Source organism: Ruegeria sp. BG6, assembly GCF_056538465.1.
Genome location: NZ_JBQFTB010000001.1, coordinates 829,046 through 843,484 on the forward strand (window position 1 = coordinate 829,046; position 14,439 = coordinate 843,484).

The 14,439-nt window shown below is 58.9% G+C and carries 15 protein-coding genes and 1 pseudogene; 7 read left to right on the plus strand and 9 right to left on the minus strand.

Annotated elements, in window-relative coordinates; genetic code table 11:
- The first annotated feature begins 86 nt into the window (after nt 1-86).
- The 4 genes from pdhA to ACR0JW_RS04135 are packed head-to-tail and all read left to right on the plus strand — an operon-like array spanning nt 87 to nt 4,270.
- Nucleotides 87-1,076, plus strand: a complete 990-nt coding sequence (pdhA, locus tag ACR0JW_RS04120; RefSeq protein WP_170610291.1) for a pyruvate dehydrogenase (acetyl-transferring) E1 component subunit alpha — start codon at nt 87-89, stop codon at nt 1,074-1,076.
- Between the two features lie 15 nt (nt 1,077-1,091).
- Nucleotides 1,092-2,462 (plus strand): pyruvate dehydrogenase complex E1 component subunit beta, encoded by a 1,371-nt coding sequence (locus ACR0JW_RS04125; protein ID WP_170676454.1) that lies wholly within the window; start codon nt 1,092-1,094, stop codon nt 2,460-2,462.
- Nucleotides 2,463-2,465: 3 nt separating this feature from the next.
- A complete protein-coding gene (locus ACR0JW_RS04130) occupies nt 2,466-2,951 on the plus strand; it encodes a hypothetical protein (protein WP_170676452.1) in 486 nt (161 codons plus the stop codon).
- 14 nt (nt 2,952-2,965) lie between these two features.
- Nucleotides 2,966-4,270, plus strand: coding sequence for a pyruvate dehydrogenase complex dihydrolipoamide acetyltransferase (locus ACR0JW_RS04135; protein ID WP_170676450.1), 1,305 nt, complete (start codon nt 2,966-2,968; stop codon nt 4,268-4,270).
- Here the strand turns inward: ACR0JW_RS04135 and ACR0JW_RS04140 are convergent.
- Both ACR0JW_RS04140 and cysE read right to left on the minus strand, forming a co-directional pair.
- Complete coding sequence (locus tag ACR0JW_RS04140; protein WP_170676448.1) at nt 4,257-4,490, minus strand: hypothetical protein; 234 nt, start codon at nt 4,488-4,490, stop codon at nt 4,257-4,259. The two genes, ACR0JW_RS04135 and ACR0JW_RS04140, sit on opposite strands and share 14 nt — an antisense overlap.
- A gap of 177 nt (nt 4,491-4,667) precedes the next feature.
- Nucleotides 4,668-5,477: a serine O-acetyltransferase gene (gene cysE, locus ACR0JW_RS04145; protein WP_170610280.1), complete on the minus strand. Its 810-nt coding sequence runs from the start codon at nt 5,475-5,477 to the stop codon at nt 4,668-4,670.
- An 84-nt stretch (nt 5,478-5,561) separates the two neighbouring features.
- Between cysE and ACR0JW_RS04150 the strand changes: the two genes are divergently transcribed.
- Entirely contained in the window at nt 5,562-5,900 is a 339-nt protein-coding gene (locus ACR0JW_RS04150) for a TraR/DksA C4-type zinc finger protein (protein ID WP_170824605.1), read from the plus strand.
- Here ACR0JW_RS04150 and ACR0JW_RS04155 read toward each other — a convergent pair.
- From ACR0JW_RS04155 to ACR0JW_RS04175, 5 genes and pseudogenes are all read right to left on the minus strand, one after another.
- A complete protein-coding gene (locus ACR0JW_RS04155) occupies nt 5,881-6,177 on the minus strand; it encodes a DUF7742 family protein (protein WP_170676444.1) in 297 nt (98 codons plus the stop codon). The two genes, ACR0JW_RS04150 and ACR0JW_RS04155, sit on opposite strands and share 20 nt — an antisense overlap.
- 8 nt (nt 6,178-6,185) lie before the next feature.
- Complete coding sequence (locus tag ACR0JW_RS04160) at nt 6,186-9,185, minus strand: baseplate multidomain protein megatron (RefSeq protein WP_480713600.1); 3,000 nt, start codon at nt 9,183-9,185, stop codon at nt 6,186-6,188.
- A 23-nt stretch (nt 9,186-9,208) separates the two neighbouring features.
- Nucleotides 9,209-9,753, minus strand: a pseudogene (locus tag ACR0JW_RS04165) (HK97 family phage prohead protease).
- Between the two features lie 26 nt (nt 9,754-9,779).
- The gene (locus tag ACR0JW_RS04170; protein ID WP_170824607.1) at nt 9,780-9,998 is read right to left on the minus strand and encodes a GTA head formation protein, RCAP_rcc01685 family; all 219 of its coding nucleotides are present in this window, start codon (nt 9,996-9,998) and stop codon (nt 9,780-9,782) included.
- Nucleotides 9,991-11,163, minus strand: a complete 1,173-nt coding sequence (locus tag ACR0JW_RS04175; RefSeq protein ID WP_170676438.1) for a phage portal protein — start codon at nt 11,161-11,163, stop codon at nt 9,991-9,993. Before ACR0JW_RS04175 ends, ACR0JW_RS04170 begins: the two co-directional genes overlap by 8 nt.
- Before the next feature lie 258 nt (nt 11,164-11,421).
- On the opposite strand from ACR0JW_RS04175, the gene ACR0JW_RS04180 reads away from it, so the two are divergent.
- Nucleotides 11,422-11,994, plus strand: coding sequence for a dihydrofolate reductase family protein (locus ACR0JW_RS04180; protein ID WP_170676436.1), 573 nt, complete (start codon nt 11,422-11,424; stop codon nt 11,992-11,994).
- A gap of 77 nt (nt 11,995-12,071) precedes the next feature.
- On the opposite strand, the gene ACR0JW_RS04185 is transcribed toward ACR0JW_RS04180, so the two are convergent.
- Nucleotides 12,072-13,373, minus strand: coding sequence for a DNA-packaging protein (locus ACR0JW_RS04185; protein ID WP_480713601.1), 1,302 nt, complete (start codon nt 13,371-13,373; stop codon nt 12,072-12,074).
- A gap of 250 nt (nt 13,374-13,623) precedes the next feature.
- On the opposite strand from ACR0JW_RS04185, the gene ACR0JW_RS04190 reads away from it, so the two are divergent.
- Nucleotides 13,624-13,956, plus strand: a complete 333-nt coding sequence (locus ACR0JW_RS04190) for a hypothetical protein (RefSeq protein ID WP_480713602.1) — start codon at nt 13,624-13,626, stop codon at nt 13,954-13,956.
- On the opposite strand, the gene ACR0JW_RS04195 is transcribed toward ACR0JW_RS04190, so the two are convergent.
- A complete protein-coding gene (locus ACR0JW_RS04195) occupies nt 13,920-14,396 on the minus strand; it encodes an Lrp/AsnC family transcriptional regulator (RefSeq protein WP_480713603.1) in 477 nt (158 codons plus the stop codon). The two genes, ACR0JW_RS04190 and ACR0JW_RS04195, sit on opposite strands and share 37 nt — an antisense overlap.
- Between the last annotated feature and the right edge of the window lie 43 nt (nt 14,397-14,439).

Sequence of the window (14,439 nt, forward strand, 5' to 3'; positions counted from 1 at the left end):
TACTTTTACTCTCGCCAGATGCGGCCAAATGTTCTATGAGATAGTTTAACGCTAAACTATCTTGCCGAAAGGGGGAGATTGCCACAATGGCTGCGCGAAAAACCACAAAGAAACCAAACGTTTCTGCGGACGAACTCAAACTCTATTATCGCGAAATGTTGCTAATCCGCCGATTCGAGGAGAAGGCGGGACAACTATACGGTATGGGTCTGATCGGCGGATTTTGCCATTTGTACATCGGTCAGGAGGCCGTTGTGGTCGGTCTCGAAGCTGCCGCCGAAGAAGGCGACAAGCGCATCACCTCCTATCGTGATCATGGCCATATGCTGGCCTGCGGCATGGATCCCGGCGGCGTGATGGCCGAACTGACCGGGCGCGAGGGCGGCCTGTCCAAGGGCAAGGGCGGCTCGATGCACATGTTCTCGAAAGAGAAACATTTCTACGGCGGCCACGGCATCGTGGGCGCGCAGGTGCCATTGGGCGCGGGTCTGGCCTTTGCCGACAAGTACAAGGGCAACGGAAGGGTGACATTCACCTATTTCGGCGACGGAGCGGCGAACCAGGGTCAGGTGTATGAAACCTTCAACATGGCTGCCCTGTGGGATCTTCCCGTTGTCTTCGTGATCGAGAACAACCAGTACGCCATGGGCACTGCGCAAGCCCGCTCTACCTCGACCCAGGACATTTACGTTCGCGGAGAAGCCTTTGGCATTCCCGGCGAGATCGTCAACGGCATGGATGTTCTGGCCGTCAAGGAGGCCGGCGAAAAGGCCGTCGCCCACTGCCGCGCGGGCAAGGGTCCGTATATCCTTGAGGTCAAGACTTATCGCTACCGCGGCCACTCGATGTCCGACCCGGCCAAGTATCGCACACGGGAAGAAGTTCAGAAGGTCCGCGAGCAAAGCGACCCGATCGAACATGTGCGCGAGCTGCTGTTGTCCGGCAAACACGCGACAGAAGATGATCTGAAAGCAATCGACAAAGAGATCAAAGAGGTCGTCAACAAGGCCGCCGAATTCTCGAAAGAAAGCCCCGAGCCGTCGCTGGACGAGCTCTGGACCGACATCTACGCCTGAGAGGACGAATAAGACATGGCAACCGAAATTCTCATGCCCGCCCTTTCGCCCACGATGGAAGAGGGCACGCTGGCCAAATGGCTGGTCAAGGAAGGCGACACCGTTTCATCCGGCGATATCATGGCCGAGATCGAAACCGACAAGGCCACGATGGAGTTCGAAGCCGTCGACGAAGGCATCGTTGGCAAGATCCTGATCGAGGAAGGCACTGAAGGGGTCAAGGTGAACACTCCAATCGCCATTCTGGTTGAGGAAGGTGAAGACGCCTCGGCCCTGCCGTCGGCCGCGCCCGCTGCTGAAGTGGCGCCCGAGGCTGCCCCGGCGGCCGTCGCTTCTGCGGCTCCGGCTGCTGCACCGGCGGCACCGGTGGTGGATCTGTCCCCCGACTGGCCGGCAGATGCCGAAATGAAACCCCAAACCGTTCGCGAAGCCTTGCGCGACGCCATGGCCGAAGAAATGCGTGGCGATGAGGACGTTTACCTGATGGGCGAAGAAGTCGCCGAATATCAGGGCGCCTACAAAATCTCGCAGGGCCTGCTGGACGAATTCGGCAGCAAGCGTGTGATCGACACTCCGATCACCGAGCACGGGTTTGCCGGTATCGCGGTAGGTTCGGCCTTTGGTGGGTTGAAACCGATTGTCGAGTTCATGACCTTCAACTTCGCCATGCAGGCAATTGACCAGATCATCAACTCGGCCGCCAAGACACTTTACATGTCCGGCGGTCAGATGGGTTGTCCGATCGTGTTCCGTGGCCCGAACGGCGCAGCGGCACGCGTTGCAGCCCAACACAGCCAGGACTATGCGGCGTGGTACATGCAGGTGCCCGGCCTCAAGGTTGTCATGCCTTACTCTGCCGCTGACGCAAAAGGTCTGCTGAAGTCTGCCATCCGCGATCCCAACCCGGTCGTTTTCCTGGAAAACGAAATCCTGTATGGTCGCAGCTTTGACATGCCTCAGGTCGACGACCTGACCGTCCCGCTGGGCAAGGCCCGTATCTGGCGCGAAGGTTCCGACGTCACCATCGTCAGCTTCGGTATCGGCATGCAGTTCGCACTGGAAGCCGCCGACAAGCTGGCCGGAGAAGGTATCAACGCCGAAGTGATAGACCTGCGCACAATCCGCCCGATGGATACAGGTGCAATCATCAATTCCGTGATGAAGACCAATCGCCTGGTGACTGTCGAGGAAGGTTGGCCGCAAGGTTCGGTTGGCAGCTATATCTCATCCGTGGTGATGCAGGAGGCGTTCGATTACCTCGACGCGCCGGTCATCAACTGCACCGGCAAGGATGTTCCGATGCCCTACGCTGCAAACCTGGAAAAACTGGCGCTCGTGACCACCGATGAGGTGATCGCAGCCGTCAAACAAGTGACGTACCGCTAGGCGATGATTGCAAGGAACGCAGATTATCCTTCGGGAGCAGACTGGCTTTTTGAAAGCCTCGATGCCGCACGAAAGGACAACAACCGCAATCTGCTTTATGTTTGCACAGCGTTCCTTGCCGTTTCCTTCATCAGCATAGCTTTGAATCTGGAAGGCCTAAACGGGATCGAGTTTCAGTTTTCCTTTATCGTTGGAAGTCTGACCGACGCCTGGCCTATCCGGGCAATGCTAAGCGTTGCCTGTATCGTTTCGTATGCTTCCGTCATCTACATCGTGCTCGAGCAGCAACGCTTGCAGCTTGGCATGAATTACCTGGCGGTTTTGGATCACAGCGACGCGGCGGCACTGGGAAACTTCACTGAGTGGCTGAAGACAAACCACCCGCATGTGTCGCGCGCGCGTTCCATGGTGATTGGTGTGTTCGTCACCTTTTGTGCCGCTATTCTGCTTATCGACATCGCAACGCTGATCTACTCATTCTCGAAGTAAGAGGACATGAAGACATGCCCACCGAAATTCTGATGCCCGCCCTTTCACCCACCATGGAGGAAGGAACACTTGCCAAATGGCTGGTCAAGGAAGGCGACACCGTCGCCTCGGGTGACCTGCTGGCCGAAATCGAAACCGACAAGGCCACGATGGAGTTCGAGGCCGTCGACGAAGGTGTTGTTGGTAAGATCCTGATCCCGGAAGGCACCGAAGGGGTCAAGGTCAACACCGCTATTGCGGTTCTTCTGGACGATGGCGAAAGCGCCGATGATATCGCGGCCTCGCCTGCCGCTGCTCCAGCGGCTGCGCCTGCAGCCGCCGCCGGCAACGAGGCAGCCGCGCCCGCGGCACCCGAGGCACCGGCCCCTGCCCCGGCTGCTCCGGCCAAAGCCGATGGCGGACGCATCTTTGCATCACCTCTGGCCAGACGCATCGCGGCGCAGAAAGGCCTGGATCTTGCGCAATTGTCCGGATCGGGTCCCCATGGCCGCATCGTCAAGGCAGATGTGGAAGGCGCGACAGCAACCGCACCTGCTGCGGCACCCGCCGCAGCCGCGTCAGCACCTGCAGCGGCGGCGGCTCCAACTGGCCCATCCGCCGATATGGTTGCCCGCATGTACGAGGGTCGTGAATACGAAGAGATCAAACTCGACGGGATGCGCAAGACCATCGCCGCGCGTCTGGGTGAAGCTAAACAGACCATCCCGCATTTCTATCTGCGCCGCGACATCAAGCTGGATGCACTGCTCAAGTTCCGCAGCCAATTGAACAAACAACTGGAGAGCCGTGGCGTAAAGCTGAGCGTCAACGACTTCATCATCAAGGCCGTCGCCAACGCGTTGCAACAGGTCCCGGAATGCAACGCCGTCTGGGCGGGCGATCGGGTGCTGCAACTGAAGCCGTCGGATGTCGCCGTTGCGGTTGCAATCGAAGGTGGCCTGTTCACACCAGTTCTGCAGGACGCCGACACCAAATCGCTTTCGGCGCTGTCGACCGAGATGAAGGACCTCGCCGGTCGTGCCCGTGAACGCAAGCTGGCACCGCATGAATATCAGGGCGGTACATTCGCGGTTTCGAACCTCGGCATGTTTGGTATCGACAATTTCGACGCCATCGTGAACCCGCCCCATGCAGGTATTCTGGCCGTTGGTACAGGGTTGAAGAAGCCGGTTGTGGGTCAAGATGGCGAACTGACGGTCGCCACGGTCATGTCGGTCACAATGTCGGTTGATCACCGGGTCATTGACGGCGCGCTTGGTGCACAGCTGCTGCAAGCCATCGTGGACAACCTTGAAAACCCAATGGTCATGCTGGCCTGAAACAAGACAACAGCCTCGCCGCATCCTTGATCCGGCGAGGCTTTGCCCCTTGTTCAGGATGTGAGAGGGCGTGATCGTCATCGTCCTTGTTCGGAATGACCGGCGTCTCGAATCTCATTGCGCATGGCTCCTTTACCTGTCGGAGTGCAATGACCTCTGCGAAATCAGTCAGAGTTTTGCTGATGCTCATTTTTGCTGGCGACAGCACTTCCAGCGCCATTAAGGGCCAAGCCCAACAACTATCCGCGCGAAAATTCCCGTTTCAGTTCATCTGATCCTGCTGCATTCGCAAGACAGAAAACGGCGCGATAGTGTGATCAAAGAGCGCAAGAAGCGATGGGAAGAAAGAAGGTGCGAGCGGTCGGAGAAAATGAACAACCGCTCGAGCTGATTTGCCTTACTGATCTTTGCCCAGCATGTGGTCCATCGAGATCGACGGCTGATCACAGCCCGCCTCACCCACGATCTTGGCAGGAATGCCCGCCACGGTCTTGCAAGGCGGAACCTCCTGCAGCACCACCGATCCGGCGGCTATGCGACTGCAGTTACCGACCTTGATATTGCCAAGCACTTTGGCCCCGGCCCCAATCAGAACACCGTTTCCGATCTTCGGATGGCGCTGTTCTTCTTCCTTGCCGGTTCCGCCAAGCGTCACAGAATGCAGCATCGAGACATTGTCACCCACAACGGCGGTTTCCCCGATCACGATGGAGTGTGCGTGATCGATCATGATGCCTTTTCCGATCTGCGCGGCCGGGTGAATGTCGATCCCAAAGATCTCGGACGAACGCATCTGGAAGAAATAAGCCAAGTCATGACGGCCCTTGCGCCACAACCAATGCGCGACACGATACGCCTGCATTGCCTGGTAGCCTTTGAAATACAAAATGGGCTGCAACAGCCGGTGGCAGGCCGGGTCGCGTTCGTAGACTGCCATCAGATCGGCCCGCGCTGCTTCTATCAATCCATGGTCGTCGGCATAGGCCTCGTCCACGATCTCGCGCAGAACCATCATCGACATCTCGTTCGAGCACAGCTTGGCCGCCACCCGATACGACAGCGCACGTTCAAGGCTGCGGTGATGGAGGATACACGCGTGCACCAACCCGCCCATCAGTGGCTCTTTTTCAACAGCCGCGTGCGCCTCGGCCGTGATCCGATCCCAGACCGGATCCATATTTCTCACTTTGGTGCGCGTTTCAAACATAGCTATTGATCCCTTGCTGCGCCTAGAATGCCATTTAGTTGTAAAAACACCAAACGCAAACCCTTGATCCGCAGTGTAACGAAAATGAATGAGTCCGAACTGGCCGATTTCGAAACACAAATTCGCGACCGATTGCGCGAACTGGCCGCGCAATCAGAGGCGGGCAAAGAGGCCCAGGCGATTGTTCAGTTGGATCAACAGGCCGTGGGGCGCCTCAGCCGAATGGATGCGCTGCAAAATCAGGCCATGGCCAAGGCGCAGCAAGCGAACCGGGATCTTGAGGCGCGCCGATTGCAAGCGGCCCTGACACGGATCGGCGATGGTGAGTTCGGATATTGCGAGGATTGCGGCGATGAAATCCCGCGCGGGCGGCTAGACCTTGATCCAGCCGCCGGCAAGTGTGTCAGCTGCGCGTCCGGCTAACCAGAAAGCGGATCAGTTGGCTCAGAACCATCTCAAAGCACAGGCAATATTGAATATCTCCAAAGTCCGGTTCATCCGCCAGCAGACGGCTCCGTGCCGCGGCCATCAACGATCCGTTGCCGAATATCGGATGCAGTTCGCCGGTTCGCCTGACATGTTGATCGGCCAGCTCAGCCTCGGCGATCATCACGGCGCATAGTTTCCGACGCTCCCACTGCGGCGCGGCCAACAAGGCCCGCGCCGCAGCACTGACATCCCCGTGAAGGACAGGACGCACGGATTTGCCTATCCGACCAGAAGCCTGGCAAACAAGCCCGCGCCGAAAACGGCCGAGGCTTGCGCCACCTCGACACTATATGGGCCGCTGACGCCGTCGGTTGATTTCATCGCCGCGGAATAGTGCCACTGCGGAGTGTCGGTCAGGTCTTCCCGCAAGACCGCAGCGCCGGACCGAACCCGAACCAGATAGGATTCGCTTTCCTCACCCAGCGGCACATCCAGCCCTGACCAGTCATCGCCATCAATACGCGTGCGCCGCACCCACGAGATCATGTCACCGCCTTGGGATTGGGCTGCTTTGAGATGCGCCGGTGCATATGGCCGCAAGCCGTTTCCGTCGAAAGCCTGAATCTGATGCACAAAAGACGCGTCGTCATGCCCCCGTGTTGCGGGCCCGATGCGATAATGCCTGGCGACCCGGCGCTCTGATCGTGACAGGCTGGTCTGATAAATATGATCGTTCAGCATCACGAACAAAGATCCCTCCGGCCAAGCGTTCGGCATTAGGGCGTCGGTTCCCACCTGCCCACGCAACCGTCCAGAAAGCGCATATGTGTCGACCTCCTGCATATCTGCCGTCGCGAACTGAAAAACCTCCCAGTTCCCAGGTGTGCCGTCACCAACTGCCGCCAAATTCGCACCATTGAGCAATGCCTGACGCGGCCGCGATTCCAGCACCCCGTCGATCAACTTGACCCGCAGCGGCGCACCCTCGTCCCAGATACCCGGGATGGCCCGCATCAAGGGGCTTTCGGTCACTCCGATAATCGCCTGTCCCGGGATCAGACCGCTCAATGCGTAACCTTCATCATCCGACGCCGAATAGACCGCTACATTTCCTGGCCACGGTTTCGCGGATACGGCCAGATATGGCGCGTGTGGCACCTCGGATCCTGTAAGCAAAGGTAGATCCATGAACACCGGCAGAACCGGCACCGGAGCGACATGGGGTTTTTCAGTTACCTTATCATCAGGCAAATCAGACGGCGTGTAGACGCCCGGTTCGACCCGTACCGCATCCACAATCTGAAGCTCCGCCTGTTCCAGCCGGTCGATCCGGTACAGCGCGCCCTGTCCGTTCGAGGGCAACCGGACGACATCGCCCGCCCCCAGATGCATCATCGAAGGCGGTAGCGCAAAGCGGGCCGTCTCACGCGACACGCGCGCTTCGCTCAGCCATCGTTCGGCGGTCTGGCGTCCCTCGGCCCGCGTCATTGACAGGGGCATCTCGTTGACCGACACGGAATGGGTGCTGTCATCGGGCAGGATCGCCTCCTCGGCGACAACATCGTGATCGGCATCGGATTGCACAAATCGCAATCGGACACGGCCGGTCATTTCAGCCTCGGCTTCGCGGCGATGTTCGATGTCTCCGCTAACCTCTTCACTCTGCGCCAATTGATCAGATGACAGATCAACAGGCCGCCGACCGTCACGCATCCGGAATACAAGCAAGCCGTCACGCTCGATTGCATCAAAACCGTAGCGCAACATCAGGGGCTGCAGTGCGGAACGCGCATCGGAAACATCTTCGACCGCGTAACCGCGCACGACGCCATATAGCTCGGACACATCGATCTCGCGAACACCGGCTCCATAACAGATTTCTGTCACGACGGATGCAAGTGTACGCGACCCGGAACGACCATTCAGCCAGTGACCCCGGGGATAGTTCTCACCGTCGCTCCATTGGCTGCGCAGGTTCGGAAAGGTCGGAAACGGGCGGGCATCCCAGGCCCAGATGTAGGTATTCCAAAGGTCAACCATGCGCCCGCCGTATCCATCCGAAACTGGGTTCACATCGGGATCGGACCAATAGCTCAGTACCGCCTTTAGATACTGAACCTGCATAAAGTCGTCTCTCAGGCCATTGGAATACTTCGGGAATTTTGACTCCGACGATTTGGGGTCCAGGAATTTGTTGGGCTGATTTGCACCCTTGTCGATGGCGGCGCAGCCGAGCTCAGTAAACCAGATCGGTTTAGACCCGGGCACCCAATCCGTCGGGTTCGGCTGCCGCACCCCACCAATCCGTTCATGATGGTGACGCCCCCACCAGTTGCGCAAGTCCTTGTAACGCCAGATCCAGGGTTCGTTGTAATCGCTGTCCTTGAGCTTGCGGATCAGACCGGCAGTTTTCGAGTTCATCACAAAGGTGCCGTTGACCCGGTACTGCGCGCCCAGGGCGTAGACCACATCGACAATTGAATCTGCCTCGACACCGCCATCAATACCGGTCGGCACGTAGCCCAGATTGCCCCAGGTCCAGACGTCATTGTCGACCTTGGCATGATCCAGAACACCCTTGGGCTTGTCCGCGCCATCGCCCGAGATGAACGCTGCCGCCTCGGCCCGTGCGAACTTGTCGGCAATGCGACCGGCCAGCCAGCCTTCCACATCAAACGCGCTGTCATCAAGCAGTCGTTGCGAGGCTTTGGGCAACGCGCTCAGTTCATGCAGGGCGATGGAAATCCGGTCAATTGACGGGGTCGACGTTTCACTCGCTGCCGAAGTCTCATCCGCCCAGCCCGCACCCACATCGGTGTGGTCGATCAGCACATCGAACGAGTTCGCCTCGACATTCACCACCGAGGCAATCGACCGGATCGAGGCGGTGGATTTCAGCACCGACTTGATGATCTCGGCGGTCTGAGGGTCGACCAGATAACCGCCATCACTGTTAACCGCACTGGACAGCGATTTGGCCTCCATCTCCAGCCCGCGAAGGCCACCGTCATCGCCCGAACGGACATAGGCATCAAACGCCTTCTGGTGCGGTGCACCGTCCTCAATGGACGCCGCAAGATGCGGACGTGCCGCGACGGTTGATTTACGATCCAGCATGGTAAGTCGCTCTTCTGTCTGTTGCAGTTTTGTTTTAACTTCAGATCTCAGGCCCTTGAATTCATTCACGAAGCCAGCCATCGCCTGCTTCACCTCCTGAACCAGGGGCGCACCCTCTCCGGTCAAGGCCGGGGTCTCGGTCTTGCTCATCAGCACATCCATTTCTTGGGTGGGTTTGAGGCGCGCTAGGGTCGCGCCAGCTCCTGCCGGGCATCGTTAAACGCCTCGGCAATACTGCGCAGGGCATCCTCGGCATCTCGGGTCTTCCCCTTTGCCGCCACCCGCGCACTGGGCAGCATCGGAAAGGTCACCAGCGACACCTCCCACAGCTTCAGTTCGGTCAGGACCCGCTGGCCCTTTTCATTCTTCACAGCCGCTTGGTTCGATAACCAATCGACAGTCCGTCCATGGCTCCAGCCCGGATCAACTCTGCCGCCTCACGGCCCTTTTGCGTGGCCTCTAGCAAGCGCCCCTTGACCCACAGGCCCCGATCATCCTCGCGCACTTCGTCCCAGACGCCGATGGGCTGCGCCGGATCATGCTGCCATAGCATCTTAACCCGCTGCCCAGCAGCCTTCAGTCCGTCAAGCGAGCCCCGATACGCCCCGCGCTGCACCACATCACTGCCCTGGTCGACCTGCCCGAAGAGGCTGGCATAGCCCGCGATGACCGCATCTTCGGTCACCGACAAGCCGTCTCCGAACCTGGCGAATTTGTGTTCTAAATCCATCAACTTCTCCACGTAACTCACTGAATTTATGGCGTGACGGCAAGAAGTGACTGAAAGGCCTGCGCAAGAATCACCGCCGCCACCCCGTAAACCGTCAGCCACAATCGACGCTCCAGCCGTTCCATCATCTCTTCAATCTGATCCAGCCGCCTGCACAGATGCGCATGCTGGATTTCGGCCACCCTCTCATGTGCGGCCAGACGCAGGCCAGGCGCGCAATCGAACGGTGGATACCCCTCAGTCATCCGCATCCTCCTTCAGCACCGGAAGACCCAGCAAAGACCGTTTTTCCCGGTCTGTCAGGAACTCCGCTTGGCTGACACGCGCCCACTGTGCATCACGCTCGGCGGCCAATGCAGGCACCTGATCCAGATCGGGTTTCAACATCAGATCCTCATCGGCAAAGCCCGAGAGCCACTCCGACACCGCCGCCGCCACCCGCGTCACCAGGGGCAGAACGGTCAGGCGATAAAACGCCCGATTGGCCTCCTGATAGTTCGAGTAGGTCGCGTCGCCTTGTATCCCCAGCAGCATCGGCGGGACCCCAAAGGCCAGCGCGATCTCGCGGGCGGCGGCTTCCTTGGTCTTTTGAAACTCCATATCGGACGGAGAGAAACCCATCGGCTTCCAATCCAGCCCCCCTTCCAGAACCATCGGTCGGCCAGCATTGCGCGCCCCGCGATAGTTCTGCTCTATTTCGTCGCTCAGGCGGCGGAACTGATCTTCGGCCATAACGCCGTGGCCGTCACCGCCCTTCCAGACCAGCGCCCCCGAAGGCCGCGCCGCATTATCCAGCAGCGATTTCGACCAACGCGACGCACTGTTATGCACGTCAATCGCCATTGCCGCGGCCTGCATCGGCGAAAACCCATAGTGGTCATCCTGGGGGTGGAATGATTTGATGTGACAGATAGCATCCGCCCCAAAGCGATGCGTTTTGCCGCCAACGGCGTAGTCATAAGCCTTAGGCCACCCATCCACCCCCGGCACCACGCTCATGCGGTCCGAGCGCAACACATGCAGCTCAACCGGCAAGCCTTCCTCGGCCTGAATCGCCTCGACATAGGCATTGCCTGACAACAGCAACTGCCCGAACAAGGCCTCCATCAACTCCGCCCGCCCCTGCGCCGCATTCGGACGACGCATCAGCGACAGGATCGGATGAGTATCAAACCGCTGCGCCTGATCCTGCAGCACCAACGGCAGCGCCGCCGCCGCCTCGGCAATCAGCTTGACCGAGCGAAACCCCACCGGGTTCCCCGAAAACCCCGTCCGCGTCAGCGATACCGCATCCCGAGGGCTCCACGCCACGCGCCCGCCCGTTTGCCACGCCACCACAGGCCCCGCTGCGCTCGCCTTCGCCTCGGGCGCCTCACCAGCCGATCCACGACGCAAGAAATCGAATACCATCTGTGCTCCTTTCTGCCGCCGCTCTGCCCGGCTTGTTGAAAGGAGTTATGACGCAAAGACGTTTAAGCCTCGGGAATGGGGCGTGCGGAGGTTGTGCAACGCCCAACTCAACCGCCTGCTTCACTCCAGATTTGCATTGAGTTCAATTTGCCTCATTGCGGACGAAGCTGCCGAGATATCTGTTGGAACGAATGTCTGCCATCAAGTTAGATAACAACCAGCATCCTTTGAGTTGGCTAGAAAACCAAGGAGGTCATCATGAAGTGCAGCGCTTATATCGCAACAAGCGCAGACGGGTTTATTTCCCGGGCCGATGGCAGTGTTGACTGGCTCGAAACCGCCGGAGACCCGGAAGCCGGCATGGCCGAGGGCTACATCGACTTCGCGACCTACATTGCGACCACCGATTGCATGATCATGGGTCGCAAGTGCATGGAAATGATCAGCAGCTTTGATCTGCCACCCGATCAGTGGCCCTACGGAACAACAAAGATTGTTGTGCTAAGCAAAAGTGTTAAAACGCCGCCAGACAATCTGAAAAACAAAATCGAACTGTATTCAGGCGACCTGACCGCACTCTTGGACAGGCTTGAGGCTGAAGGCTATCAGAGTGCGTATGTCGACGGCGGCAAGACTATTCAGAATTTTATCAACCTCGGTCGACTTGACGAGATCACCATAACCCAAATGCCGATTTTGATCGGTGATGGAACACCATTATTTGGAAGAACTCTCCGAGATGTCACTTTAGCTGATGCGCAGGCGGTCGCCTGCCCGAGCGGCTACATCCAGTTCCGCTATCGTGTCGAAAAAGGCGTCCCCGAAAGCTGACTTTTGCGTCTTGCGCAGCACCATTAGAACAGGATGCTTTCAGTCGTTCGTTATCTAGGTTTGTAGTGAACAACCTCTCACAGCGCCCTTACCCGCGGCCTCCGATACGCCCCCGCAGGCCCCACGACCAACTCATGTAGAGCCCAAACCAGAGCGTCGACCCGGTCGGGCGAGCCCTGCCCCTCGAACCCGCGCGCGGTCATCTGGCACATCTGCTCCTCCAGCGCCTCCAACCCGACGAAATGCGCCACACGCCCCTGCTCGTACAAGGCCGCCACGGGCTCCGCCCGCGCGACCTTGCCGCGTGAGGCCCGCACCGCGCGAAATGAGACCAGAGGGTCCACCTGCCGCACGACCTCTTCCACCAGTTGCCCGCCCTGATTGACCTCGGCCACCAGCCGTTCGGCCCCGAATTCATCCATCGCGTCAATCGCCGCCTGCGCCCAGCCCGCCGGGCCAACGCCTTGAACCGTCCGGTCCGCCAGTACATATGCGCGCCAGTCCTCGGGCGGCCCCTGCACCTGCGCGCCTACAACCACCATCCCGCAGGCATCCGCATCCGCCCCAGCCGTCACCACGGGGTCCAGCGCCACCACGATACGATCCAATTCGGGCACCTGCGCACTGCGCGCTGCCTCCAGCATCGACCTGGTCCACAACGCACCCTCCGCATCCGATAGCAGCACCCCGTCCAGTTCCTGCCGCCCCAACCGCGTGCCAGCATAACGTGCCCTGACCTCTTCCAAGAAGGACTCTGCCAGATTGGCCCGGTTCGCCTCGGTCGGCGCGTGGGTCTGCACGGTGGACGGCGACGCGAGCAACTCCTTCAAAACCTTCACATTGCGCGGTGTGGTCGTCACGCAAACCCGAGGCCGGTCCCCCAACCGCAGCGCAAATTGCAACATGTCCCAGGTCTCGCCCGCCTTCTTCCACTTGGCCAGTTCATCCACCCAGGCCGCATCAAATTGCGGCCCGCGCAACCCTTCGGGATCATGCGCAGAAAAAGCCTGCGCCTCGGCCCCATTGGGCCAGATTAGTTTGCGTTCGGACGCCTTCCAAGTAGGTCGGCGATCAGGCGGTGAACACTGCAATATCCCGCTATCGCCAAAGATCATCACATCGCGCACCTGGACAAAGGTCTCACCAACCAACGCGACCCGACTGGCCTCCCATTTATCCAAAGGCAAAGACCCCTCGACCATCGAACGCACCCACTCGGCCCCGGCGCGCGTCTTGCCCGCTCCACGCCCGCCCATGATCACCCACGACCGCCAGTCGCCCTCGGGTGGCAACTGATGCGGCAGCGCCCAGAATTCAAACAGGAAAGGGAGGGCGCACAGCCCCCCCTTCCCGATCTCATTCAGAAACCTCTCCCTCACTGCAGCATCTGCGGAGGCGAGCCGCCTGCACCCGATTTCAAATCGAGCGCGCTCAAGGTCAAGTGCGTATCCTCCTTGGGCAATCCCGGCTTGTCTGTGATGTTGTTCGACAAAGCTTGTCTCCACTTTTTGGCAACTTCGGATCAGCCCCTCTAACTGCCCGAGTTGTCTTGCTGTACCAGCAAGATCTGCATCCTCCCCGGCTCCGATTTGCCTGCGCAGTTCTTCCGCTGCCTGGCGCAAACCGCGAATGGACGTCTCGAGCGACTGCAAAAGTTCCGCCGTTTGGGACATCCGCTCTTCCGGGGTAATCAAAGTCATGTTTGCCTGTGACCTCATGCGAGATTTTTTCCGCACGAGAGAAACGAAAAACGGCCACCGGGTTGCCCCGGGGCCGTTGCCCACTTCCTCTAGCATGACACAACTTATACGCGAAAAAGACCGCACAGTCAAGGCTTCGCACAACGTCGGCGCAACAGGCATCGTGACAAAATTATTAATGATTTCTTTCGCCTACCGGGCAACCTTCAAGCCTTTGTCGAACAATCAACGCAAAGGCAAAGGCGCCCGTGTTTTGTTTTGACGCAGCACGAAATTGCTTCGGGTATCTCGAACCAGCCCGGACTTCAGAAGACGCTGCATGATAAAGCCCTCAAGGTCCTCCGGTGTTCGTGCATACACTTTCAGAATAAAATCATGGTCCCCGGTGATGGACGCGCATTCCACTATCTGCGGTTCAGTCTCCACCAAACGCAGGAATGACTTGATGCTGTCCTCGTGATGATCTCGCAGCGCAACATGGACATAGGCGATCGCATTCAACCCGATTTCCTTGGCCCTGAGCTGCGCCCCATAGCCGGCAATAACGCCCGACGCTTCCAAATCACGCACCCGCCGCCAGCATTGCGAGGCCGACAACCCGGTTCGCTCTGCCAAATCCTGCATCGACAGTCGGCCGTTCAGCTGCAACTCCCGCAAAACCGCAATATCCGCATCATGAAGCATATGTTTCACAATTTCCATTCTGGGCATACATACATTGCAAAATAGCAATCCAATCGCCTCT

Excerpts from the sequence above, each read along its gene's own strand:
- pdhA (WP_170610291.1), top strand. The coding sequence starts at position 87 with ATGGCTGCGCGAAAAACCACAAAGAAACCAAACGTTTCTGCGGACGAA.
- ACR0JW_RS04125 (WP_170676454.1), top strand. The coding sequence starts at position 1,092 with ATGGCAACCGAAATTCTCATGCCCGCCCTTTCGCCCACGATGGAAGAG.
- ACR0JW_RS04130 (WP_170676452.1), top strand. The coding sequence starts at position 2,466 with ATGATTGCAAGGAACGCAGATTATCCTTCGGGAGCAGACTGGCTTTTT.
- ACR0JW_RS04135 (WP_170676450.1), top strand. The coding sequence starts at position 2,966 with ATGCCCACCGAAATTCTGATGCCCGCCCTTTCACCCACCATGGAGGAA.
- ACR0JW_RS04140 (WP_170676448.1), bottom strand. The coding sequence starts at position 4,490 with ATGGCGCTGGAAGTGCTGTCGCCAGCAAAAATGAGCATCAGCAAAACT.
- cysE (WP_170610280.1), bottom strand. The coding sequence starts at position 5,477 with ATGTTTGAAACGCGCACCAAAGTGAGAAATATGGATCCGGTCTGGGAT.
- ACR0JW_RS04150 (WP_170824605.1), top strand. The coding sequence starts at position 5,562 with ATGAATGAGTCCGAACTGGCCGATTTCGAAACACAAATTCGCGACCGA.
- ACR0JW_RS04160 (WP_480713600.1), bottom strand. The coding sequence starts at position 9,185 with ATGGATGTGCTGATGAGCAAGACCGAGACCCCGGCCTTGACCGGAGAG.
- ACR0JW_RS04170 (WP_170824607.1), bottom strand. The coding sequence starts at position 9,998 with ATGACTGAGGGGTATCCACCGTTCGATTGCGCGCCTGGCCTGCGTCTG.
- ACR0JW_RS04175 (WP_170676438.1), bottom strand. The coding sequence starts at position 11,163 with ATGGTATTCGATTTCTTGCGTCGTGGATCGGCTGGTGAGGCGCCCGAG.
- ACR0JW_RS04180 (WP_170676436.1), top strand. The coding sequence starts at position 11,422 with ATGAAGTGCAGCGCTTATATCGCAACAAGCGCAGACGGGTTTATTTCC.
- ACR0JW_RS04190 (WP_480713602.1), top strand. The coding sequence starts at position 13,624 with ATGGACGTCTCGAGCGACTGCAAAAGTTCCGCCGTTTGGGACATCCGC.
- ACR0JW_RS04195 (WP_480713603.1), bottom strand. The coding sequence starts at position 14,396 with ATGGAAATTGTGAAACATATGCTTCATGATGCGGATATTGCGGTTTTG.